Genomic DNA, 24604 nt, shown 5'->3' on the forward strand with positions numbered 1-24604 from the left:
CACCTATTGATTCAGCTCGCTGTACTCCTTCCGGTAGGCGGAGGGCGACTGCCCCGTAAGGGTACGGAACTGCTTGTTGAAGTTGGAAAGCGTCGGGTAGCCGGAAGCATAGCATATCTGCGCGATGGTATGATCGCTTTCCTGGAGCAGCTTGCAGGCATAGCCGATACGCAGCTCGCTGATAAAGCCGGAAAAGGATTTATTGGCCCGCGTGCGGAAATACCGGCTGAAAGAAGAAGGTGTCATACAGGTCAGCGCCGCTACCTCCTTCAGGCTGATCTCCTGCCGGAACCGGGATATCACGTACTCGTATACCCGCGTCATCCTCGCCGCTTCCGACTCCTTGAAGACATTCGTATAGCCGTCGGGGTTCAGATATTCATATTGCCGCGAATGGGCCAGCAGGTCCAGTATCTCCAGCAGGCGGACAATGCTGCCCGTGCCGTGCATGCTGAGCAGCTCCAGCATCAGCCGCGTGACGGTATCCCGCGTGGCGCCCTTGTAGGCAACACCCCGCGCCGCTTTCTGAAAAAGCTGCCGGATGGCAGACAGCTCCTCCTTGCCCGTCAGCGCTCCCCCCATAAAGTCTTCCGGGAAATAAATGACGACGCCGCGCGTCTTCAGATCATTGTTCCGCTCATAATAGGCATCTTCACAACGCCAGAGGTGGGGGATGTAAGGCCCCGTCAGCACCATATCCCCTTCCTTGTAGGGATGTATGCTGTCGCCGATAAAGCGGGTACCCCTGCCCTCCAGCACCACAAAAAGCTGGTACTCCGCATGGAAATGCCAGTTGGGATCAAAGAATTTTTCATGCAGATCCCTGATCACAAATGCCCGGCTCTCCGGGATGGGCGACTTACGTACAGCGCGCTGTATCATTTCCACCTATTTATCCTCTCAAAGTAAAAAAAGTTCATAACTTGACAAAATACAGTCGGCTTTGGAAAAAAAACAGCAAGATTACTGCGGCCGGCCGGGGGAACTTAGCCATTCAAACGCAGACATTCTCTATGAAAAATATCCCTCTGTCCCGTCTGGTCCTTTTTGGGTTGATGGCTGTATGCTGCTGGGCCTGCTCCGGCAAACGCAGCCATCACTCGGACCGGGTAGAGCTGCTCTTCCTGGGCCACCAGAGCATCCACCACAATTCCAGCGCCTATGAGCCCATCCTGGCCTCTTATCTATTCCCGAAGGGAATCAATATCACCTATACCGAAGACCCCGGCGACCTGAACGAGGACAACCTCAGCAAATACGACGGACTGATCATCTATGCCAACCATGATTCCATCACCCCCGCCCAGGAAAAAGCCCTGACAGGTTTTGTAAAAGGCGGCAAGGCTTTTATTCCCATACATTGCGCATCGTTCTGCTTTCAGAATTCGCCCGAATACATCAGAATGGTCGGCGGCCAGTTCAAATCGCACGACACCGGCACCTTTGCCATGACGATCGTAAAGCCGGACCACCCCGTCATGCAAGGATTCCGCCCCTTTGAAACCTGGGATGAGACCTATGTGCACGACAAGCTCAACCCGGAGAACATCGTGCTCACCGAGCGCGTGGAGGGCGCTCATCACGAACCTTATACCTGGGTGCGCAACTATGGCAAAGGCCGCGTATTCTACACGGCTTACGGGCACGACGAGCGCACCTGGCAAAACCCGGGCTTCCTGCAGCTATTGGAACGGGGTATCTTCTGGGCGCTGAGCGACGAAGCCCGGGAAAAGGCCGCACGTGTACACCTGCCCCGCACCGAACATGTAAAAGCGCCTATCCCCAATTACGAAAAACGGGACCCGCCGCCGCAGCTGCAAAAACCCCTGCCCTGGGACTCGTCGCGACAGCTCATGCAGGTACCGGTGGATTTCGAAATAAAGCTCTTTGCCGCCGAGCCGGATATTATCAACCCCATTGCCATGGCCTGGGATGAAAAAGGACGGCTCTGGGTCATCGAAACCACCGATTATCCCAACAACAAGCTGGACGACAAATCGCCGGGCGACGACCGCATCAAGATCTGCGAAGATACCGACGGCGACGGCCGTGCGGATAAGTTTACCGTATTTGCCGACAAGCTTAATATCCCCACCAGCCTCACCTTTGCCAACGGCGGCGTAGTGGTGTCCCAGGCCCCCGATTTTCTCTTTTTTAAAGATACCAACGGGGACGACCGGGCCGATGTCTGCGATACGATCTTTCACGGCTGGGGCACCTTCGATACCCATGCCGGGCCCTCCAACCTGCGGTACGGACTGGATAATCATCTCTGGGGCACCGTGGGCTATTCGGGGTTCGACGGCACCGTCGACGGACAGCACCTGAAATTCAGCCAGGGCGTTTACCGCTTTACGCCGGACGGCCGGCAGCTGGATTTTCTGGCCGGTACCAGCAACAACACCTGGGGGCTGGGCTTTTCCGAAACCTTCGACGTGCTGCTGTCTACCGCCAACAACACGCACAGCGCCTATTATTCCGTTCCGGACCATTATTTTAAAAACCACCGCCGCTTCGGACAGGGCGTCACCAAAATAGACGGACATTATGAAATGCAGCCCATCACGCCCAACCTGCGGCAGGTGGATGTGCACGGCGGCTTTACCGCGGCGGCGGGGCATAATCTTTATACCGCCCGCAGCTTTCCGCAGGAATACTGGAACCGTATCGCCTTTGTCTGCGAACCGACCGGCCGGCTGATCCACCGGGCCGTCCTCGAACCCAAAGGATCGGGTTTTGCCGAGCACAACGGGGGCAACCTGCTGGCCAGCGCAGACGACTGGGTAGCGCCCGTGCAGGCATCCGTAGGGCCGGACGGAGCCGTCTGGTTCCTGGACTGGTATAACTTTATCGTACAGCACAACCCTACTCCCGAGGGCTTTGAAACCGGTAAAGGCAACGCCTATATCAACCCCTGGCGGGATCATTCGCACGGACGCATCTATCGTATCGTTTACAAATTTGCCACCCCTCCTGCCCGCATGGAGCTGAGCGCCTCCGACCCCGAAGGCCTGCTGAAAGGGTTGGAGAACGATAACATGTTCTGGCGTATGACCGCCCAGCGGCTGCTCGTTTCCTCGGGCAATAAAAGCAGCCGGGTGCTGAACGGACTGTACCGCCTCGTCAACAACACCGATACGGATGCCATCGGGCTGAACAGTCCCGCCGTCCATGCCCTCTGGACCCTTAAAGGACTTGGCGTGCTGGACAGCCAGCACCCCGAAGCCCTGGATGCCGCCGTAAAAGCGCTGCGTCACCCGGCGGCGGGCGTACGCAAGGCTGCGGTACAGGTGCTTCCGCGTACCGGCGCTATGCTGGAACAGATCGAAAAATCCGGTATCCTGCAGGACCCGGATCTTCATACCCGGCTGGCCGCCTTCCTGGCGCTGGCAGACATGCCCGCATCCCCGGGAGTCGGGGAAGCGGTTTATAAGTCGGTCCTCCAACCCGTCAATGCCGGCGACCCCTGGCTGCCCGATGCCCTGCTGGCCGCCGCCATTACCCAGCGGGAAGGCTTTATCCGGGCCTTCAAAGCCGGCGCAGCTTCCCGCTCCCCGGCAGATTCCCTGGCTGAAAATATCCGCGAAAGACTGGGGCCGGAAGCCGGCGACAGCATTGCCGCCGCCGTTCATGCCGACATGACCATCCAACTGAAGGTCGTACAGCACGATATGAAATACGACCGGAAAACGCTCTATGTAAAGGCCGGCAAAAAGATAGCGCTTGTCTTTGAAAATCCCGATTTCATGCAGCATAACCTGCTGATCCTGCAGCCGGGTTCGCTGGAGAAGGTGGGCGCGGCCGCCGACGAGCTGGCCCGCGATCCGAAAGGGGCGGAAAAAAACTATGTGCCGGATATACCGGAAGTGCTGGCCGCCACACCGCTGGTCAATCCGGGCGGATCTTTTGTGCTGGTCTTCACCGCCCCGGAAAAGCCGGGCGATTACCCGTTTGCCTGTACCTTCCCGGGACACTGGCGCGTCATGAACGGTATCCTGAAGGTAGAGCCCTGAACCTGTTCCCCGGCCGGCGGCAACAGGGTTGCCGGCCTTCTGTACACCCAAAACCGCAGCACATGCCCCAGAAAAAGATTAACGTCGCCATCGTAGGACTTGGTTTCGGCGCGGAGTTCATCCCGATCTACCAGCGCCACCCCGGCGCGCATATGTATGCCATCTGCCAGCGCACCCGCAGCAAGCTCGATGAGATCGGGGATGCCTTTGACGTGGAAAAGCGGTATACCGATTTTGACGAGCTGCTGAAAGACCCGGATATCGATGCCGTACACATCAATTCGCCGATCGCCAACCATGCCGCGCAGTCGCTGGCCGCCCTGCGGGCCGGTAAGCACGTGGCCTGCACCGTACCCATGGCCACCACTGTGGAAGAATGCCGGCAGCTGGTGGAGGCGGTACAGGAAACCGGCCTGACCTATATGATGATGGAAACCGTGGTCTACAGCCGCGAGTACCTGTATGTCAAAACACTTTACGAGCAGGGCGAGCTCGGGAAGCTGCAATTCCTCCGGGGCTCGCATCAGCAGGAAATGGCCGGCTGGCCCGGTTATTGGGAAGGACTTCCGCCGATGCACTATGCCACGCACTGTGTAGCCCCCGTACTGTCCCTGCCGGACCGCGACGCCGCCTATGTGTCCTGCTTCGGCTCCGGGCGTATCGACGAAAACCTGATCGACAAATACGGTTCACCGTTTGCCATCGAGACCTGTCATATCCGGCTGAGGGATTCCGACCTTTCCGCCGAAGTCACCCGTTCTCTTTTCAACACCGCACGTCAATACCGGGAAAGCTTCGACGTATATGGTTCCAAAAAGTCTTTTGAATGGTCGCTGACCGAAGCAGGTACGCACATCCTTCATACCGGCGAGGAACCGGCTGCTACGGAGGCGCCCGACTTCGCCGACCGGCTGCCTGAAGACATCCGGCCGTTCACACGGCAGGGGGTATACGACGCGGAAGCGCATCAGCACCTCTCCTTTATCCAGGGCTCCGGCCACGGCGGATCGCACCCGCATCTTGTCCATGAATTTATCAGCGCGCTGCAGGAAGGCCGAAAGCCTTATCCCGATGTACGCCGCTCCGCCAACATCACCTGCGTCGGCATCCTGGCCCATATGTCTGCCATGGCAGACGGGAAGCTGATACCCCTGCCCGCCTTTACCTTTGCGGCAGGGTAGCCCCGTTGCGGCTATTTAACAACGATGCCTACCGGAGTTCCTTCAAAGGCACCCTGGCCAGATAAATGGCCGTGTTCTTTTCATGCGAAGAATAATAGGAAACCCAGAGCTTGCCGCGATAGCTGACCAGTCCGGGATAACTGTTGTCGCCCCCGCTGGGCAGGCGGACGGTTTTCCGGACACGGCCCAGGGTATCCGTTACAAAAAGGGCGGTATAGAAATGATCTTTTCCCCCTTCGGAAGCATACAGCCGCGATGCCATGCAGATACGATCTTTGCCCAGGAAGATAAAGTTAGGGCCGCCCAGGCGGATGTCCAGCTTCTGATACGCCCAGTCCCGGTAAGGCGGCCGGCTGCGCGCCAGCACCCCTTTCTGATCGCCCAGATCTCTTCTGATCAGGACATACATTTCGTCATGCTGATCAAACCGGATAGTGGATTCATTCGGGAAGCCGTCGACCTCGAGCCGGCTCATCCGTTCAAAGGTCTGCCCGTCGGTAGTGCGCAAAAGATAGCAGGCGGTCCGGTCTTTCCGGTCGCCGGTGCCGGCCTGGTAGTCGATGGCGTAGCCGGTTCCTTTATGCCAGGTCACCCGCCATATCCAGTTGCCGGAAGGCGGGAGACCAGGGCCCAGCTTTACCGGGCGGGGCGCAGAAAAACGGCTGCCCGTTTCATCGGAAAAGGAGACGTGCGTCTGCCCGTCTACCAGCACCTTACCCCGGTATACCGAACCGCCCATCAGGATCATCAGCTTTCCCTGCGGCGTCACCGATATCTTGGGATCCCTGAGATCCGTGCCGGCTTTTTCCAGTACGGCGATGCTATGCCAGCTTTTTCCGTCGGCCGAACGCAATACCTGTATCTTGCCATCGGTTCCATACACGTGCGCGGAGGCCTCTCTGAATACGCAATAAAAGGCATTCCGGAAGCGGAGCAGATCCGTAAAGGCGTTATGCGGCGCACGATCCCATATCCTGATCGCTTCCGGCATAGGCGTGTCCGTGGTACTTTTTCTCAGCGAAGCGCAGCTACAAAGGGAAACGGCAAATACGATCGTAAATAGTTTTTTCATTTTTATGGTTTGTCTGTTGAATAGTCAGGTATCGTGCATGCGCGAATTGTCCTTGTGTCAAGCTGTCATCAGAAAACGGACAAAAGCCTCCTTCGCTGCTTTCAGGCGACGGGGATCTATCCGCGCATCAGGATCGAAAAATTCCGGCAAAATGTCGACCCCGTTTTTTTTCAGCGTCCGTTTCCATATGCCCGTCACCTGCCCGTTGACGACAACCACAGGCCAAAAGATGCCGTTGTTCGAAATTGCCCGGCGCTGGTGCCCGGACGGCAGCACCGCCTTCCGGTCTTTATAGCCGATGATATATTCGTCAAACGCCGGCAACAGATATACGGACGGTTTGGCTTTTTTTGCCGGCGCAACCACCTCCGGCGGAAACCAGTAGGTATCGTCGCCGACCTTTTCCGAAAGGAAACTATGCTGCACGAAGTCCAGTCCTTTTCTGGCTTCCGTGCCGCTGAGCCCCGACCACCAGGAAAAATCCGCCACAGTAGCCGGTCCGTGGCTGGAAAAATATCGCTCCGCCAGCATGGCCAGGGCTTCATCGCGGTCCAAGGCCCTCGTCTCCGGCACCCTTTCCGCCAGCAAAGCATAGGTGATCTTTTTATCTTTCGTGGCCCCGCTGCAGAGGATGCCCTCCAGCTCGGCCGACAGCAGCAGGTGCGATCCCCTGACGTCTGTGGTAGCGATCTTCGCCTTTTCAAGGCGGGACAGCAGCGCTTCACGGGTGAGATGTTCGCCTTCTGAAAGCGCTTTCTCCAAGATCCTGTGGCTCTTGCGAATGACGGTGGGGCTCAGCTCCAGCCGCCGGTGCCGGCCGGCCAGCGAGGCCTTCAGACGGGGAGCCGTCAGCGCGAGCATCCAGCGGATATCCTCAGCCGCCACAAAATGCCAGGTGGGCCGCAGCACATGCGTGCGGATGATCGTACCGCCGGCTATGGCCTCCTCTACCGTCCGGTCCGTAGCGCCGGGAAGCCGCAGCCCTATCGCCCATTTTGCCATGGCATAATCCTGGGCCTGCATGGCGCCCATCCGGTATACCGTTTCCATTACCCGCTTGTCATTCGTTTCCGCGATCTGCTGGCTGTACAGTCGCATGCGGGCGATATCTCTGGTATTCATCTGAAAAATATTTAGCTGCTGCAAACGGGCTTTCCGGTTCAGCCCCGCGTAAATTTCCCGATCGCATAAACAAATTTCCGGATCGGACAAGTCCACCCTTTTCACCCTTTATACCTTGCGCGAAAATCCGGCTTTCCTGTCCCGGTACTGTTTTTTTCCGGCTCCGAAGGGCATTCCGAAAAACTGAAATTAAATTTTTAAATCAAAAAAAAGATATGAAATTTCTTATCGCCCTGCCTGCGCTCCTGTTATTTGCCGCTCATAGCTTCGCCCAGGAGCAGACCGGGAGGATCACGGGCACGGTTATGGATGCCGGAAATAACCCGGCCGCAGGCATTACGGTTTTGCTGGAAGCTTCCGGCAAAACAGCGGTGACCGGTGAAAACGGCATCTTCGTGCTGAAGGGCGTACCCCCCGGTGTCCATACGCTCCGGATCAGCCTGCCCCGGCACCGGGATGCGCGGAAAACCGTGACCGTCACGGCCGGAGAGACGGCGCATGCGGACATGCGGCTGGCGGTACCGGCCGCCACGCTGGAAGGGGTCACGGTCACCGGAAGCCGGAACGGCTTCAAAGCCGGCAAAACCTCTCCCTCGCTGCGTATCGAGGGCCCGCTGCGGGATATCCCGCAAAATATCCAGGTGGTGACCGGCCAGGTGCTGACCAGCCAGCAGGTCCTCTCGATGAGTGACGGGGTGATCCGCAATGTAAGCGGCGCCACGCGACTGGAGCACTGGGGCGATCTGTACACCCGTGTAAACGCCAGGGGCAGCCGTCTTTCGGCCTTTCGCAACGGCGTAAACATCACCTCCGACTGGGGGCCGCTGGATGAGGACATGAGCTTTGTGGACCATATCGAATTTGTAAAGGGCCCGGCAGGCTTTATGATGTCCAACGGCGAACCCAGCGGCATTTATAATGTCGTCACCAAAAAGCCGACCGGCGTTACCCGGGGAACAGCTACACTGACCCTCGGCAGCTTCGACCTGTACCGCGCCACGCTGGACCTGGACGGCAGGCTAAGCCGGGACGGCAGGTTGCTGTACCGCCTCAACCTGATGGGGCAGAACAAGAATTCGTTCCGGGATTATGAGTTCAACAACCGCTTCAGCATCGCTCCCGTGATCAGCTATCAGCTGGACGACAAAACCCTGCTGACCGCCGAATACACCTACCAGCATGTCCGCATGTCCGATCTCGGATCCGCCTACGTCTTTTCCACAGAAGGCTATGCCACCCTGCCGCGGGATTTTACCTTTTCGGAGCCGGGGCTCGAACCCAACCATGTAGGCGAACACAGCGCATTCCTGAACCTGCAGCATCGTTTCAACACCCATTGGAAATTAACCGCCCAGGCGGCGCATTTCGACGACAAGCAGGTGGCCAGCGACATCTGGCCGGAAGCCGTACTGCCCGACGGAAAGGCGATCCGCGACCTGTACAGCTTCGACGCCGCGCTGAAAAACAGCTTCGGCCAGGTGTTCCTGAACGGCAATGTACAGACGGGAAAGGTGCATCACCGTATCCTGACGGGAGTGGACATGGGCACCAAAAAAGAGCTGTACGACTGGGGACAGATATTTCCGCTGGATTCCGCCGGGGCCGAATTCGACAGCAAACACCCGGTATACGGGTCTCCCGCTTACGGCTATCCGCAGATTGACCGCAGCAGCAGCCTGGACCAGCGGGCCGTATCCCGCATCAACCAGTCATACACCGGCCTGTACTTCCAGGATGAGCTGGGCTTCTGGGACAACAAGGTACGGCTTACCCTGGCGGGCCGCTATACTTTTGTGAGGCAGTCTTCAGACGGAGAACAGATCACGGCAAAAAAATTCACACCCCGTGCAGGGCTGAGCGTTTCCCTGGGCAAGCAGGCCTCCGTCTATGCCCTCTACGACCAGTCGTTCCTTCCGCAGACCGGCGTGCTCAGAGGCGGGAAAACACCAAAGCCCATTACGGGAAACAATATTGAGCTGGGGTTGAAAAAGGACTGGTTCGGCTCACGGCTGAGCACCACCCTTTCGCTATACCGGATCATCAAGAACAACGAGCTGTCGCCCGACCCCACCAGCACGCCGGCAGAACCTTACTCGCTGCAGCTGGGGCAAAGCACCGCCGAGGGTGTCGAGTTTGAAGCCAGGGGCGAGATCGCTGCGGGGCTGAGTATCGTGGCCAATTATGCCTATACCGATTCCTATGTCAGCAAGGAAACGGAAGACTATGGCAACATCGTCAAAAAAGGCACCCGCATCGCCGGCTTTGCCAAGCATGACGCCAATGCCTGGCTGGTATACCGGCTGCATAGCAGCGTATTGAAAGGACTCGGCATTTCCGCCGGCTTCAATTACCAGGCCGGCCGGAGCACCTGGAGCTGGACCACGGAGCCCAGCCGCGAAAACCTGCCCGACTACTTCAAGCTGGATGCCGGTCTTTCCTGGGAGCACCGGCAGCTGACGCTGACCGCCAACGTATTCAATATCCTGAACACCTACCTCTATAGCGGCGCCGATTACGGCAATTATTATTACTGGCAGGCGGAAGCGCCCAGGAACCTGCGGTTCAGCGTGGCTTACCGGTTCTGAAAAATTTTTCGTTATTTGGATGTAGCTTTGAGCATGGAGCAATCCAATGCCCGTGAACTGTTTTAAAACCAGCCAACATCCTTCTTATGAAAAGCAACCGCAGAAATTTCCTGAAATTTACCGGTCTTGCCGGCATCGGCCTTACCGGCGGAGGCCTGCTCAAGAGCTTTGCCGCAACGCCCGGCGACCGTCTTCCCGAAAATATCCGCCGGCCCCATAAGCAGCGCTTTAACATGTGCGGCCATGCCGCACCGAAGCTAAACACCGTCCGTGTCGGATTCGTCGGACTGGGACAGCGCGGACCCGGGCACCTGATGAACATGACCCGGCTCGAAGGCGTTGAGATCAAAGCCGTGTGCGATATCCGGCCCGAATATGCCAACCGCGCCAAGAGCCGTGTACAGTCCCTCGGACATAACCCCGACGTCTATACCGGAGATAAAGATGCCTGGAAAAAAATGTGCGACCGGAACGATATCGATATCATCTATATTGCCACACCCTGGGCCCTGCATACTCCCATCTGCATCTACGCCATGGAGCACGGCAAGCACGCCTTCACCGAAGTGCCGGCCGCCCTTACGATCGACGAATGCTGGCAGCTGGTGGAGACCTCCGAGCGTACCCGCAAGCATTGTATGATGTTGGAAAATTGCTGTTATGGCTTCTTTGAGCAGCTTACCCTGAACATGACCCGGCAGGGATATTTCGGAGAAATCATACATGGGGAAGGCGCCTATAACCATAACCTGCTTCATCTTAACTTCGATAAGAACGGATACTGGGAGATGTGGCGGCTGAAAGAAAACATGCATAGAAACGGGAATCTCTATCCTACCCACGGCCTGGGGCCCATCTGCCAGATCATGAACATCAACCGGGGCGACCAAATGGAATACCTGACCTCCATGTCGGGCATCGACTTTATGATGCGGGAAAAAGCCGACGAGCTGGCGGCCAAGGATGATTTCTTCAAGCCTTTCGCCGGCAAGACCTACCGGGGAAATGCCAATACCAGCTGCATCCGCACCCACAAGGGCCGCACCATCATGGTTCAGCACGACGTCACCTCTCCGAATGTCTATTCACGCATCCACAGGGTAGTGGGTACGAAAGGGACTGCCCTCCAGTATCCGCTGGAGGGGCGTATCTCGAATGGCGGCGAAGACTGGCTGAAGGATGAGGAGATGAAAGCTGTCGAAGAAAAATACCAGCCCCCTATTGTCAGAAAGGTAGGCGAGCTGGCCAAAAAGGTAGGCGGTCACGGCGGTATGGACTTTCTGATGGACTGGCGGGTGATCGACTGTCTGCGCAACGGCCTGCCGCTCGACCAGGACGTCTACGACGCGGCGCTGTGGAGCTGCATCTCTCCGCTGAGCGAGTGGTCGGTCGCCAATCGCTCAAAACCCATAGATGTTCCTGATTTTACCGCCGGATCATGGGCTGCCAACAAGCCCGTGGATATCCTGCTCGAGCAGGGAGGGAATACCCAGGTAAAGCATACCGAGCGCTGAGATACGCTTAAGCTATCGATCTGCGGAAAGCATTTTCTTACCGCATTCGATATTATTTCAGTGTTTGCGGGGGAGTGCCTTCCTGTATCGCTGCGATGCGGTGAAATGTTTCCTTCAGCGGGGCGTACAGGGAGGTAAACATTTCAAAATGCTGCTTGTGAATCCGGTGCTGAACCGCGCGGGGCCGGTAGCTTTTGCCGGCCGGGAGCAGTGCCGCGGCCTCCTTCCAGCCTTTCCAGATGCCCATGGCCACCCCGCCCATCATGGCCGCGCCCATGGTGGAAGCATCGGCATGACCGCCTACATAGACCGGCTTCCCCATCACGTCCGCAAGCAGCTGCACCCATTGCGGCGAGTGGGTAAAGCCCCCGCTTACATAGATCCGCTTTGCCGGGGCGGCCTGCTCCTCCACGATCCTGCCGACCTCGTATACGGTATAGCAGATGCCTTCCAGCACAGCGCGCATAAAATGCGCCCGGGTGTGCCGGATGCCGATGCCGACAAAAGCTCCCCTGGCGCGGCCATCCCACATGGGTGAGCGCTCTCCGAGCAGGTAAGGCAGAAACAAAAGCCCCTCGCTGCCGGCAGGCGCCGCACAGGCTGTTTTTACAAAATCAGCATACGTTGCACGCTCCGCCGCCTCTCCCTCAAATTGCCGGGTAAACCAGTCGAGCAGCACGCCGCCGTTATTCATGGCGCCGCCGGTTACATAGGTCTTGCCATCCAGCAGATAACAAAAAAGCCGTTGCCGGGCATCGGCAGACGGTTTACCGGCGGTCATCCGTACGGCAGCGCTGGTACCGATGGTGATGACCAGCCTTCCGGGCACAACAGCGCCCGAGCCCAGATTGGCCAGGCAACCGTCGCTGCCTCCCGTTACCAGGGGCGTATCCGCCGGCAGCCCGAGCTTTGAAGCGTAGGATTTCCGCCATGCGCTCAGCACATGCAGACCGCTGACCGGCTTCGACAACCGGTCAGCGGCAATGCCAGCGGCCTTCAGGGCCGGCGGGTACCAGCGCAGCTTTTCATGATCAAACAATCCGGTGGCGGAGGCAATACCGTAATCCACTACATACTGTCCGGTAAAACGGTAAAGGATATACTCTTTTATGGAGATAAAGCGGGCGGCTTTTTTGAAAAGACGCGGTTCATGCGCCTTCCACCAGATCAGTTTGCAGAGGGGCGACATGGCATGGATGGGTGTACCGGTATGCCGGTAAATGTTCTTCCCGCCGGCCCGGCGACGCAGCGCTTCGGCCTGTTCAACCGCCCGGGAATCCGACCACAGCAGCAGGGGCGTCAACGGATCTCCTTCCCCGTCCACCGCCATCAGGCTGTGCATAGCGGCGCTGAAGCTGATGCAGCGCGGGGAATGTTTTACCTTTTGACGCACCGCCCTGATCACCTTCATCACGGCCTGCAGCACCGCATCGGGATCCTGCTCGCTGTACCCCGAGCGGGGATGCCGGGTTTCGTAGCCCTGCTGCGCTTGTGCGGATACCTTCCCCTGCAGCGACCAGGCCAGGGCCTTGCAGCCGGAGGTGCCGATATCCACACCCATGATATAATCCATAGAACGGTTTTGATACATTTTTGAAATAAAAGCCGCGCTCAGTTAAGATACAGAAAAATATTTATGCAATTTGAAAGCTTGACTATAATAAGCTGGCCTCTCAACTGTCCTTCATTTCAGCGCCCGGAGGATCTCCCGTTTACCGGGAGGGCCCGGAAGCTTTTCTACCCTAAATCCAACCTGCTGCATAGCCCTGCGTACATCGCCTTTGCTGCAGTAGGTGGCCAGCACGCCGGGATGCCCCAGGGCATCGTATAGCTTCCGGAATACCGCAACGCTCCACAGCTCCGGCTGAACATCCGGGGCAAAGGCATCGTAATAGATCAGATCAAACTTCTCACCGAAGACATATTGCAGCAGATCGGCACGGACTTTTTTCAGGATAAACCCATCGCCTAAATCTTCCGCACGGTCCCAGGCTGCGGCATGGAGCTGCCGGAACGACGGCGCCTCATCCGGCAGCAGCTCCGCATAATTCAGCAATTCCGTTTCGGCCAAACTCAGGGGGAAGCATTCCAGCGCTTCGTAGTAAACGGAACAGTGATGTGCTTTTGCATACCGGCGGGTGAGCAGGGCATTCAGCCCCGTCCCCAGACCCATTTCAAAAACACGCAGGTGACCCGCCGGCCGCCGGCTGCAGCAATAATCCATCCCCGCTGCTATGAATACATGGCGGCTCTCCTGCAGCGCCCCGAACCGGCTGTGATACGTGGCATCATACCGGGCGTCGGAAACGGTGGCGGAGCCGTCGGCTGTTATGATGATCTTTCTTTCCATACCGGGAGAAGCATTACGACTTACTCAGAATACGGGAAAATCTGGCGATGTCCGCAGCCGGAGGCAAGGGTTGCTCCTGCAGCAGACGGTCGCTGAACTTGCGGGCCAACCACGGGGCCAGGGAGCAGCCTTTGCTGCCCATGCCGTTCAGGATGCCCACTTCAGGAGCACGGGGATGAAGTCCGGCAAAGGGACGGTATTCCGCTGTGGCCGGCCGCGTGCCCGCGAGGTGGTCCGTAATCCGGTAGGGCAGCTTCAGCCAGTGCTGCAGCTGTCTTTCCACCTGCTGCCGGAAAGCCGGGGTCGGATGCGTATCGCTGAAGGTCCACGCATACGATGAACCGATCCAGAAGCTGTCGTCCCCCCAGGGCAATATCTTTATCCCCTGCCGGTATACCTGAGTGCGGGGCAGCTCCGGGATGGAGGCGATCAACGCCTCCCCCTTGCTTTGGCTGTAAGGCAAACGGGAAAAGTAGGGATTATCATAGCCCGCCGTGCCCTCGCAGCAGATGATCTTGCGGGCGCGGATATCTTTATAGATCACTTCACCGGGTTGTACAGTACAGTCTTCCCACTCAAAAGCCGTCTCCCGCAGCAGGTTTTCTTTCTTCAGATATTTTCGCCAGGCCTGCAGCAGCGCACGCAGGTCCAACAGCCGGCAGGAAGCTATCCTGCCCAGGCCGTGATCGAAACGGAAATATTCCTGACAGGGCTGCTCATTGTCTGCCAGCTGCAGATAGGGACTTTCGGCAACGCGCCGGGTAAAGCTGTCTTTTGCTTCCGCAGCAGGGAAAAAATCCAGTATCTCGCAGGTCGACAGCAGGGACAGGGACAAATGTGCTTCCAGCTCCCGGTAAGTCTCGTCGGCAGCCGGCAGCAGCTCTTCCGTCATCCAGGACGTCACATAACGTTTCCCTGTGACGGGATTGATCAGCCCGCTGGCGACTTTGCTGGCGGTAAACGGCCTGCTTTCGTCGATCACCAGCACGGAGGCGCCGGCTTTCAGCAGGTAATAGCTCAGCAGGGTACCGCAGATGCCTTGCCCTATGATGAGGTAATCCGGCTGCATGATGCAAAGAAAACCCTTTTACAGGAAATCCGGCTTGACTTTCCAACTTCGTTTTCAGCCACCTATCCGAAAGCCCCAGGTTTTGCGGACAGGCGCAGGAATATTTTTCAGGGAAGGCTCCCCGTCAAAAAAGCTAAAGCTCTGGTCCCACTCCCAGTAGGCAAAGGGGATATGCAGCGCTTCGAGCAGCCCTTTTATGGTCGCCATATAGCGGACGCGGCTGGCCGGATCGGGATATTTTTTATAGCTGCCCCATTCTCCGCAGAAAACGGGCACCTTAAATTTATCCGAGAAAGCTTTTGCCGCTTCCAGCTTCTTCCGCAGGCTTGCCGCCTGCCCTTCCACCGAATAGGCATTATAGTTATGCTCGCCCCAGGTGCCTTTGGAAAGCGGGTTCAGCGGCGGCATGGCCGAAGCATCATACGGAAAGGGGATGCCCGTATTCGCGGTCTCTTTTTTCCCGGCCCAGCTTGCCCCCTGGTGCGTAAAAAGGAAGGGATCGTAAAAATGAAAGGTATAGATGATATTGTCATCGGGCAGCACGCCCATCTTCAGCAGCCCGTCGATGCTGTTCCAGCTTTCCCCGCCGATGATGAGGGTATGATGCGGAGCGATATCGCGCACCGTTTTCAGCAGCTGCAGCGCGCATGTTTTCCAGGCCTCGCTGCTGATCTGGTGGGGTTCGTTGTACAATTCAAAAAATACCCGTTCCGGATCGGTATCCTTGTAGCGGGTGGCCACCTGCCGCCATATGGCTTCCAGGCGGGGCAGCTCCTGCATGACCCTGGCGGAGTCGTCCAGCGCCCCGTGATGATCGTCAATGATCACCTTCAGCCCGTACTCGCCGGCCCAGGACAGGATGGAGTCTATGGCGGCAAAATACCGGCGCTCTTCAATAACATACGGCGCCTTGCGGCTGGTCCAGTGATCAAACGATACCGGCAACCGGACCGTGGTAAAACCCAGCTGCCGCATCAGCGCCAGATCCTGCTTTTTTCCGGCAATGCTGCCCATATCGAGGTAATCCCGGTAATCCTTTTCCGGCGTACCGTTCCAGTAGTTCTCCAGCCAGGAGAGGTTGATGCCCATGCCCATGGCGCCGGCCCGCTTCCAGGCGGGCGACTGGGCGCTGACGGGAAGGTTGAGCAGCGCTGCTGCGCAGCAGAAGATAAGGAGACGGAGGATTTGCATGATGCCGGAGTTTGAATCCTGCGTAAAGATCATAAATTTCTGCGATACCCGGTATAGCTCCAAGTTTAAGGATCTCCGGGACGTATACTACCTGCTTTTCCCTTCACATTGCCGGCAGATACCCGTAATCGTCAGATTGATGGATTTGGCCTTAAAGCCCCTGGGCAATTTCACCGGAGCGAATTCAATTTCGTCCATACAATATACCCTGTTACACACCAGGCAGTTGAAATGCATATGCTCGTCATAATGCCTGTGCTCACTGCATTTTTCCGAACATACCGCATAATTGGCGGTCCCCTTCTGATCCAGCACCTTGTGAAGAATACCTTTTTCTTCAAAGGTCTTCAATGTCCGGTATAAGGTTACCCGATCTACCCGGTCTCCCAATTTCTTTTCCAGGTAAGACTCAGGAGTAGCCACCTTCCGGGAAGTAAGAATAGACAATATATTGAGCCGCGGCGGGGTTTTCGACAACCCGTGCTTCTCCAATAGCTCGGCGTATTTGCTCCTAACTTCTTTCATCATATGATTCTCCTTGCATAAGCATACCCTTATAATCCGTATCCCTTATTATGTCTGCAAAATTACAATTTCTTTGCTTCTGTTCAATTATTTGCAACATTGTTGCATTTATGTGGATTATTCCCTACATTTGTTCCTTAATTCACTTATATGGCTGTTAAAAAATTGCCTGTTACCGTGCTCAGCGGCTTTCTTGGAGCAGGGAAGACAACCTTGCTCAACCACATCCTGCATAATAAAGCGCAGCTCAAAGTGGCCGTTATTGTCAATGATATGAGCGAGGTGAATATTGACGCCCGCCTGGTGGAAAAGGAAAATACACTCTCCCGGACAGAAGAAAGGCTGGTGGAGATGAGCAACGGCTGCATCTGCTGTACACTGCGGGAAGACCTGATGCTGGAGGTAGAACGGCTGGCCAAAGAAAACCGGTTTGATTACCTGCTCATCGAAAGCACGGGTATCAGCGAACCGGTACCTGTTGCGCAGACGTTCAATTATATGGACGAAGAGAATGGCATGGACCTTTCCCGGTTCAGCTATATTGATACGATGGTCACCGTGGTGGATTGCTTTAATTTCTTTAAGGATTTCGGCACAGACGAACTGCTGAAAGACCGTAACCTGACCGATACGGAAGGCGATAATCGCACGATCGTGAACCTGCTGACCGATCAGATCGAATTCGCCAATGTCATTGTCCTGAACAAAACGGACCTGGCAGGCAGGGAGGCGGTAGGCATATTGAAAGCCGCCATTCACAAGCTCAACCCGGGCGCCAAAATTATTGAATCCGTGTGCGGCAAGGTAGATCCCGGAGAAATAATCAATACCGGACTGTTCAACTTTGAAGAAGCGCAATATGCTGCCGGATGGCAAAAAGAGCTGGAGGAGGAGCGTCATACGCCTGAAACGGAGGAATACGGCATCAGTTCCTTTGTGTTCCGGGATCAAAGGCCCTTTCATCCCGGTCGGTTCTGGGAATACCTGAACAAAGCCTTTCCGGCCAACATCATCAGGTCCAAAGGCTTGTTCTGGCTTGCCTCAAGACCGGACGACGCCATTAACTTCAGCCAGGCAGGCGGCTCCTCCCAGCTCGAACGTGCAGGCGTATGGTGGTGCAGCATACCTTATTTCAAAAGGATCCGCTACGCAGATTACGTATATAACAGGGATCATATCGAAAGCAGGTGGAGCCGGCGATGGGGGGACAGGATGAATGAGATCGTGTTTATCGGGCAAGACATTGAAAAAGAAAAAATGATCGCCGGCCTGAAACAATGTCTGTGTACTGAAGCAGAAATAGCGGCCATGGAGAACGGCATTCGCTTTCCGGATGATTTTCCGATCGCATAAAAAAGGGTTTAAATTCCTGAGTGCCAATGAATTTAATGTATGTCCATTGGAGGGCCGATCCGGTCATTTTCCGGTTGGGGGCCTTTTCCTTACGGTATTATTCCGTTTTGTTTGCCGGCGGTATTGTGTTCTCTTATCTCTTTTTACAAAAGATCTTCCGGCAGGAAGGGATGGACAGCCGTGTCTTTGAAAAATTCGCCATATACATCGTTGCCGGCACCGTGGCTGGGGCGCGGCTGGGACATTGTCTTTTTTATGAACCGGGGTATTTCCTGCGCCATCCGCTGGAGATCATTCTTCCGTGGCAGGGTATGCCGTGGACGGCGGACTTCCGTTTTACCGGCTATCAGGGCCTGGCAAGTCACGGCGGAGCGTTGGGCATATTCCTGGCGGTCTGTCTTTTCTCCAGAAAATATCCTGTCAGGATCCTGTGGCTACTGGACCGGCTGTCCCTGGTCGTGCCGGTAGCGGGCGCCATGATCCGGCTGGGCAACCTGATGAATTCGGAGATCATCGGCAGTCCGTCTGAATTGCCCTGGGCTTTTGTCTTTGAGCGGGTCGATAACCTTCCGCGGCATCCTTCGCAATTATATGAGGCCCTGTTGTATCTTTCGTTGTTCTGTGTTCTATACCGCCTTTATAAGAAAACCAAAAGCCGGAGCGTTGACGGTATCCTGTTCGGATGGTTCCTGACCGGCCTTTTTCTCATCCGCTTTTTTGTAGAATTTTTCAAAGCCAATCAGGAGGCTTTTGAGAACGCGCTGCCGCTGGATATGGGGCAGCTGCTGAGTATTCCTTTTATTATTGCGGGGGTTATCCTATTGTATAAGAAGCTGATATTAAAACCCCGTCAGCATACTGAAAATGAACCAGCGGCGCTTTAAGGAGCCTTCCATCCCACACCGTCTGTTGTATGTTTCGCATCTCCTCCCTCCCGCGTTAGATTGCAGTTCCGAGACCGGGGAATGCGGCTGCAAACTACAATTCCCGGATCCAGATATTCCGGAAGCTGACCGCGCTGCCATGCCCCTGCAGCCGGAGCGGGGCCTTATCATGCAGCTCATAACGGGGCATACCGATATACTGTATGGTACCCTGTATCTCAAAATGGTTCAGGGTCAGCACGCCATTGTGCACCACCGTGATATAGGCGGGCTGTTCGACGGAGCCGTTATACCGGAAACGCGGAGCGGTATAATAAATATCGAAGGTATTCCATTCGCCGGGTTTGCTGGAGGCATTGGCCATGGGGATGGCCTGCTTATAGACGCTTCCGATCTGACCGTTGGAGTAGAGGGGCGTCTCATTGTGATAGGAATCGAATATCTGCACTTCATAACGTTCCTGTAAATACACGCCGCTGTTGCCGGCATTGTTATGATCCGGACTGCTCTTGGCATCGGCGGGTATACGGAACTCCACATGCAGCTGGCAGTCGCCGAACTTCTGTTTGGTCCGGATATCGCCGGTTCCCGGCTTCACCGTCATGGCGCCGTCCTTCAGGATCCACTGACAGGGCTTTCCGTCTTCGGCCATGACCCAGTTGCCGAGGCTTTTCCCGTCGAAGAGCACGACAGCGTCGGAAGGGGGAGCCCCGTTGACGCCCGGCGTAACGATCTTGGGCTTCGGCTCCCATACCTCCGTCGCCTCGGGTTTGGTAAAATCCTTTTTGAAAACATCCTGACCATGGGCGGCGGCGCAAAAGCCCAGCGCCGGCAGGAAAAAGAGAAATTTTTTCATAATGTTCATATTGACAAGTCATGTACAAGATACCGATAAATTTTCAGGCCATCCAATACCCTTCCGGCACCGGGCAGGCCATACCGGTTGAAGCTGTTAATAGCCGGGGTTCTGTTCCAGTCCGGTCTTGTTGATCTCCAGCAAGGGGATGGGCAGGTAATATTCCCGGGGATTAAATTTCCTTTCCTGCACGGAAACCACGTTATACTGGAGCTTCCCGTTGGGAGAAAGGTTTCCGTTAGCGTCGACCTTTTTCCATTCCACTCCCTGAGCGTTCTTACCGTCCGTCTCTTCTGCGATCATCCACCTGCGCACATCAAAAAAGCGATGATCTTCAAAACACAGTTCTATTCTTCTTTCGTGCCGGATATCCTCAAGCAGCGCCTGCCCGGATGTGTTGACCGGCGGTAGCTTCACCCTGCCGCGGATCTTATTGACATATTCCCTGGCCACATCCTCATGGCCCAGGTGATATTCGGCCTCGGCATAATCCAGGTAGATCTCCGCCAGCCTGAAGAAGATATAAGGCTGGGTACCCAGTCCCTTGTTGAAGTCCAGGCTTTCGTCCATGAATTTGCGCATGGTATAACCGGTGACGGCATAGTTCCAGGATTCGGGCCCGTCCCTGGAATCGAGGCCACCGGGCAGATAGAATTCGGTTTCGCGGCCCCTGTAGGTAGCCCCCTGGTATACGATGTCCGCATAAAAACGCAGTTCCCTGTGTTCATAAGGGTTTTTCTGATCGTAACCGGATGAGGGCGCATCGATCCCTTTGCCGTTGTCCATTTGAAAATCGTTCACGAGGGCCTGCGCCGGCACGTTTCCGGACCATCCGTGATAGCCGTTCGGGGTATTGACCTTGTCGATATTCGGATGGTCGAATTCCGCGGAATAAGGACGGGCAAAGATGATCTCCGGGTTTGCGCTCAGGAAGATCCGGGTATAATCCTCCCAGGTCTCTGCCGGCATCAGGGAATACTGGTTCAGGTCTATCACCGCCTTAGCGGCATCGGCGGCCTGCTGCCACTTGTCATTCCGGTCGTATTCAAAAAGCGGGCCGTTGGGCGTTGAAGCAGGATCATGCAGTTTGCTGGCGGCATAAAGCAGCACCTGGGCCTTCAGGGCCAGACAGGCTCCCCGCGTGACCCGTCCCCAGTCGTCGTCGCTTACGGTCAGCGGCACCATCTCCGCGGCCTCGTCCAGCTCCTTTACGATAAAGTCCACACAGTCCGCATAGCTGTCCCTTTTGGCATCGAACTCGTCGGTCAGTCCGTACTCCTTTGTCACCAGGGGAACGCCGCCGAACAGCGCGATCAGGTCGGCATAGGCCTTGGCCCGGATGAACCTCATTTCCCCTTTCAGCCGGTTGACTGTTTCTTCGTCTGCTCCCTCGACCTCATCTATGCGGCTGAGAAATATGTTGATATTCCTTATGCTTTTGTAGGCCTGTGCCCAGCTATCGGAGAAGACGCCCATGTTGCTCGCATCAATGGTTCCCGAGCTGATGGGCCAGAACCCGTAATCAAACAGCATGAAGGCCTCGTCGCTGGCCGTGGAGAGGAATCCGCCCGCTCCGGTCTGCGGCCAGCCCCAGCCGCCCAGGTCGTTGTAGCTCGAAAATACCAGCCGCTGCGCCAGGCTGATATCGCTCCATACATCCTCTTCCGTAAAAGTAGACTTGGACTCGCGGTTCAGCACCTCCTTCTCACAGCCGGAAAAGGCAAGAAGGAGCGTTACGCCGATGAGCCATACATTTATTTTCGTTTTCATATCGCTTCGGTTTTAGGATTAAAAACTTAAACTCAGCCCGAAATCAATGGTTTTTTGCTGGGGATAATATCCCGCATTGGAAGTATTGATCTCCGGATCAAATACCCCCTCGATCTTATTGGTGGTCATCAGGTTGACGCCCCGGACATACAACCTTAACCCCGCTATATGCGCCGCAGACAGCCAGTCCGCCGGGAAATTATAGGCCAGCTCCAGGTTATTCAGCCGGATAAAGGAGGCGTTGTACAGCCAGAAATCGGATGACTTGGTATTGTATATATCCGTGCGTTGATAAGCGCGGGGATAGCGGGCATTCTTGTTGGCTTCCGTCCACCGGTCATTAAACAGGTATATCGGTTTGTTGCCGCCGTCCAGGAAGAGCAGCATGGTCTGCGCTTTCGCCTGCCCGCTGAAAAACGCATTCAGCTCAAATCCTCTGTAGCTGAGGCCCAGGTTCATCCCGAACTGGAGCTGCGGTATCGGAGAGGTATACTTCCTGACCTGGTCATCGCCCGTGATCTGCCCGTCGTCATTCACATCCCTGTATTTGATATCCCCGGGCTTGGTACCCTGGATATGCGGGGATTGGTCAATTTCTTCCTGGGACTCGTACAGACCGTCGGTCTCATAAACGACCCAGGAATCCATGGGATGTCCTTCCTGTCTCATGTAAGAAGGTACCCCTTTGGGCTCGTCCATGAATACAATCTCATTATGGTTGTAGGTCAGGTTACCACCTACGGTATAATTCAGTTTACCGATACTTCCTTTGTGGCTTACAATCATCTCCAGGCCCTCGTTATTCACCTTGCCCAGGTTCTCCAGCGGCAGCTCCAGCGCGGTATACTGGGGCACGGATTCACTGCGGGTGATCAGGATCTGTCTCCTCTTCGCCCGGAAATAATCCAGGCTGAAAGCGAGCGCCCCGTTCCATAAAACGCCGTCGATGCCCAGGTTGCTGTTGTTCGATACTTCCCAGGTGATGTTGGGGTTTGCGGTATTCGCCACAGTGAATCCGTCCTCCCTCCTGGGATTGATGCCAAAAATATAGTAGCTGTTCAGCTGGTATTGTGTCAGGTACTGAAAGGCAGGGATCCGGTCGTTGCCCATCTTGGCCCAGGAGGCACGGATCTTCAGCTCATTCAGCCAGTCGTGCGCCGGGCTCAGGAACGGTTCATTGGCCATATTCCAGGCCACGGCGATCCCCGGGAATATACCGAAGCGTTTCTCTTCGGGGAAGTTGAAGGATCCGTCGCGCCGCAGGGTGAAGTCGAGCAGGTAGGTCCTTTTGAAATTGTAGCTGAAAGAGCCGAAATAATTGACCCGGCCCGTTTCGCTGGAAGATCCGTTGTTGGTGATCTTGGAGGTGCCGCCGGTGAACAGGTCTACCTTCCGGTCGCTGATCAGGTCCCTCCGGTAGCCGCTCAGTGTATGCCAGTTGCCCCGCTGCTGTTCATAGGCTACAAATCCGCTGACGTTATGATCGCCAAAGCTCCTGTCGTAGCTTATCCTGAAGTGGTAGAACTGGGTCTGCGTCATCTCATCGGACTGGTTCAGGGTCCTGGTATTTCCCACATCCTGGTTATCGCCCGGCTGGGGATCGTATTCCCCGGTGGTCTCATTATACTGGTAAACGGTCCAGGTGTTGTTAAATATCTTCTCGCTGTTGATGTTGAAATCGAATACCCCGTAACCGGTGAGCGACAGCCCGCGTGTCAGCCAGTCCATGTTCAGGTTAAGGGACAATTTGGACTGGAATATCTTGTTGTTGTGCTCTACCCATCCGGCCTTGTCGCTGGAGATGATCACCGGGTTCTGACCTTCCGGGCCGCCGACCCCGGGCAGGCTGTTCGGATAGTAGGCCACGTTATACGGATAGGCCCAGCTGGCGATAAAGGGGATCAGGGAGGATACGTCCCGGGAGGTGCTGTGCTGCTTCTCGAGCCTCCCGGACAGGTCGAACCCTATGCTCAGGTCTTTCGTAATGGCGGCATTGATATTGGATCTTATCTGGTATTGGTTGTACCGGAGCGCATCGGAACGGTAGAGCCCCTTTTGCTGCAGATAGTCCCCGCTGACAAAATACTGTACTTTCTCGCTTCCGCCGGAAGCAGAGATATTGTGGTGCCACGAAGGAGCCCATTGCCTGAATACTTCGTCATAGAAATCGGTGTTGGGATGCGTTAAAGGATCGGATCCTGTCTTAAACTTCTGCAGGTCTTCGTCCGACCATTGCTTTACCATTCCGTATCGGTCTGCGATCTCGTTTTCCCAGGTGGCATATTGAAAAGCATCCATGTACGTGGGCAGCTTTGTAAAGGCGGAGATCGCGTAATCGGAGGACAACTGGATAACGCTCTTCCCCGGCTTGCCCCGCTTCGTCTTGATCACGATCACGCCGTTGGCCGCCTGGGCGCCATAGATCGCTGCGGCGGCATCTTTCAGCACGCTGATGCTTTCGATATCGTTCGGCGACAGATGCGCAAAGCTTTCCCTGGGTACGCCGTCAATGATGATCAGTGGGGAGTTATCTCCGAGTGTAGCCTTTCCCCGGATAAAGATGGCGGCATTATCGCTGCCGGGGATCCCTCCCCGGTTGTTGACCACCAGGCCGGGGATCTTGCCTTGAAGGGCTTGTGTAAGGTTCATCTGGGAGGTCCGCTGCAGCACCTTTCCGTCGATATTGGATACCGATCCCGTTAGTTCTCCTTTGGCCTTTTCGATATAGCCCACTACTACCGCTTCCGAAATAGATCGGATATTGGTCTTCATTTTTATATCGATGGTCGTCCGGCCGGAGATGCCCACGTCACGGGTGATATAACTGATGGAAGAGAAGGACAGGCTGTCAGTACCCTCCGGGACGGTAAGCCGGTACTTCCCTTCGGCATCCGTCACCGTTCCGGTGGTAGTGCCTTTGGCCACGACGTTCACTCCCGCAAGGGGTTCGCCGTGTTCTTCGCTGGTCACTTTTCCCGTAAGGGTCCGGCCGCTTTCCTGCGCCTCGGCGTACAGGGAGCAGCACCACAGCATCGCAGCTATCGTGATGATACGGGCAAGTGCTTGTAATTTATTTTTCATGATTACTTCGGTTTGGTTCATTCATCTTTTTGGCGGCG

At 55.9% G+C, this 24604-nt stretch carries 17 protein-coding genes; 6 read left to right on the plus strand and 11 right to left on the minus strand.

Annotated elements, in window-relative coordinates; all coding sequences use genetic code 11:
- Positions 1 to 3: 3 nt before the first annotated feature.
- Positions 4 to 882, minus strand: a complete 879-nt coding sequence (locus tag ABD851_RS12545) for an AraC family transcriptional regulator (RefSeq protein WP_344979778.1) — start codon at positions 880 to 882, stop codon at positions 4 to 6.
- Positions 883 to 1013: 131 nt separating this feature from the next.
- Here ABD851_RS12545 and ABD851_RS12550 point away from each other — a divergent pair, with 131 nt between their 5' ends.
- Together ABD851_RS12550 and ABD851_RS12555 are read left to right on the plus strand one after the other, a co-directional pair.
- Positions 1014 to 4013, plus strand: a complete 3000-nt coding sequence (locus tag ABD851_RS12550) for a PVC-type heme-binding CxxCH protein (protein ID WP_344979780.1) — start codon at positions 1014 to 1016, stop codon at positions 4011 to 4013.
- Between the two features lie 62 nt (positions 4014 to 4075).
- On the plus strand, positions 4076 to 5194 hold the full coding sequence (locus ABD851_RS12555) for a Gfo/Idh/MocA family protein (RefSeq protein WP_344979782.1): 1119 nt from the start codon (positions 4076 to 4078) through the stop codon (positions 5192 to 5194).
- 28 nt (positions 5195 to 5222) lie between these two features.
- Here the strand turns inward: ABD851_RS12555 and ABD851_RS12560 are convergent, their stop codons facing one another.
- Complete coding sequence (locus tag ABD851_RS12560) at positions 5223 to 6266, minus strand: hypothetical protein (RefSeq protein ID WP_344979784.1); 1044 nt, start codon at positions 6264 to 6266, stop codon at positions 5223 to 5225.
- 57 nt (positions 6267 to 6323) lie between these two features.
- Complete coding sequence (locus ABD851_RS12565) at positions 6324 to 7388, minus strand: winged helix DNA-binding domain-containing protein (protein ID WP_344979786.1); 1065 nt, start codon at positions 7386 to 7388, stop codon at positions 6324 to 6326.
- 215 nt (positions 7389 to 7603) lie between these two features.
- On the opposite strand from ABD851_RS12565, the gene ABD851_RS12570 reads away from it, so the two are divergent.
- Together ABD851_RS12570 and ABD851_RS12575 are read left to right on the plus strand one after the other, a co-directional pair.
- Positions 7604 to 9973 carry a TonB-dependent siderophore receptor gene (locus tag ABD851_RS12570; RefSeq protein ID WP_344979789.1) on the plus strand — a complete coding sequence of 790 codons (2370 nt, stop codon included), beginning with the start codon at positions 7604 to 7606 and terminating at the stop codon, positions 9971 to 9973.
- Positions 9974 to 10059: 86 nt separating this feature from the next.
- Entirely contained in the window at positions 10060 to 11487 is a 1428-nt protein-coding gene (locus ABD851_RS12575; RefSeq protein WP_344979791.1) for a Gfo/Idh/MocA family protein, read from the plus strand.
- A 52-nt stretch (positions 11488 to 11539) separates the two neighbouring features.
- On the opposite strand, the gene ABD851_RS12580 is transcribed toward ABD851_RS12575, so the two are convergent.
- From ABD851_RS12580 to ABD851_RS12600, 5 genes are all read right to left on the minus strand, one after another.
- Complete coding sequence (locus ABD851_RS12580) at positions 11540 to 13060, minus strand: gluconokinase (RefSeq protein ID WP_344979793.1); 1521 nt, start codon at positions 13058 to 13060, stop codon at positions 11540 to 11542.
- Between the two features lie 111 nt (positions 13061 to 13171).
- On the minus strand, positions 13172 to 13837 hold the full coding sequence (gene mnmC2, locus ABD851_RS12585; protein ID WP_344979795.1) for a tRNA (5-methylaminomethyl-2-thiouridine)(34)-methyltransferase MnmC2: 666 nt from the start codon (positions 13835 to 13837) through the stop codon (positions 13172 to 13174).
- 13 nt (positions 13838 to 13850) lie between these two features.
- Positions 13851 to 14906, minus strand: a complete 1056-nt coding sequence (locus ABD851_RS12590; protein ID WP_344979797.1) for an NAD(P)/FAD-dependent oxidoreductase — start codon at positions 14904 to 14906, stop codon at positions 13851 to 13853.
- Between the two features lie 54 nt (positions 14907 to 14960).
- Positions 14961 to 16097 (minus strand): glycoside hydrolase family 5 protein, encoded by a 1137-nt coding sequence (locus ABD851_RS12595; RefSeq protein ID WP_344979799.1) that lies wholly within the window; start codon positions 16095 to 16097, stop codon positions 14961 to 14963.
- Between the two features lie 87 nt (positions 16098 to 16184).
- The gene (locus tag ABD851_RS12600) at positions 16185 to 16625 is read right to left on the minus strand and encodes a Fur family transcriptional regulator (protein WP_344979801.1); all 441 of its coding nucleotides are present in this window, start codon (positions 16623 to 16625) and stop codon (positions 16185 to 16187) included.
- A 147-nt stretch (positions 16626 to 16772) separates the two neighbouring features.
- On the opposite strand from ABD851_RS12600, the gene ABD851_RS12605 reads away from it, so the two are divergent.
- Complete coding sequence (locus ABD851_RS12605; protein ID WP_344979803.1) at positions 16773 to 17975, plus strand: GTP-binding protein; 1203 nt, start codon at positions 16773 to 16775, stop codon at positions 17973 to 17975.
- A gap of 26 nt (positions 17976 to 18001) precedes the next feature.
- The gene (lgt, locus tag ABD851_RS12610; RefSeq protein WP_344979805.1) at positions 18002 to 18859 is read left to right on the plus strand and encodes a prolipoprotein diacylglyceryl transferase; all 858 of its coding nucleotides are present in this window, start codon (positions 18002 to 18004) and stop codon (positions 18857 to 18859) included.
- A gap of 94 nt (positions 18860 to 18953) precedes the next feature.
- Here the strand turns inward: lgt and ABD851_RS12615 are convergent, their stop codons facing one another.
- The 3 genes from ABD851_RS12615 to ABD851_RS12625 all read right to left on the minus strand — a co-directional run bounded on the left by ABD851_RS12615 (position 18954) and on the right by ABD851_RS12625 (position 24566).
- Positions 18954 to 19715 carry a 3-keto-disaccharide hydrolase gene (locus tag ABD851_RS12615; RefSeq protein ID WP_344979807.1) on the minus strand — a complete coding sequence of 254 codons (762 nt, stop codon included), beginning with the start codon at positions 19713 to 19715 and terminating at the stop codon, positions 18954 to 18956.
- A 96-nt stretch (positions 19716 to 19811) separates the two neighbouring features.
- Complete coding sequence (locus tag ABD851_RS12620; RefSeq protein ID WP_344979809.1) at positions 19812 to 21485, minus strand: RagB/SusD family nutrient uptake outer membrane protein; 1674 nt, start codon at positions 21483 to 21485, stop codon at positions 19812 to 19814.
- A gap of 18 nt (positions 21486 to 21503) precedes the next feature.
- Complete coding sequence (locus ABD851_RS12625) at positions 21504 to 24566, minus strand: SusC/RagA family TonB-linked outer membrane protein (RefSeq protein ID WP_344979811.1); 3063 nt, start codon at positions 24564 to 24566, stop codon at positions 21504 to 21506.
- Positions 24567 to 24604: the final 38 nt, after the last annotated feature.

It is taken from the genome of Compostibacter hankyongensis, assembly GCF_039541075.1.
In the GTDB taxonomy this organism is placed as follows: domain Bacteria; phylum Bacteroidota; class Bacteroidia; order Chitinophagales; family Chitinophagaceae; genus Compostibacter; species Compostibacter hankyongensis.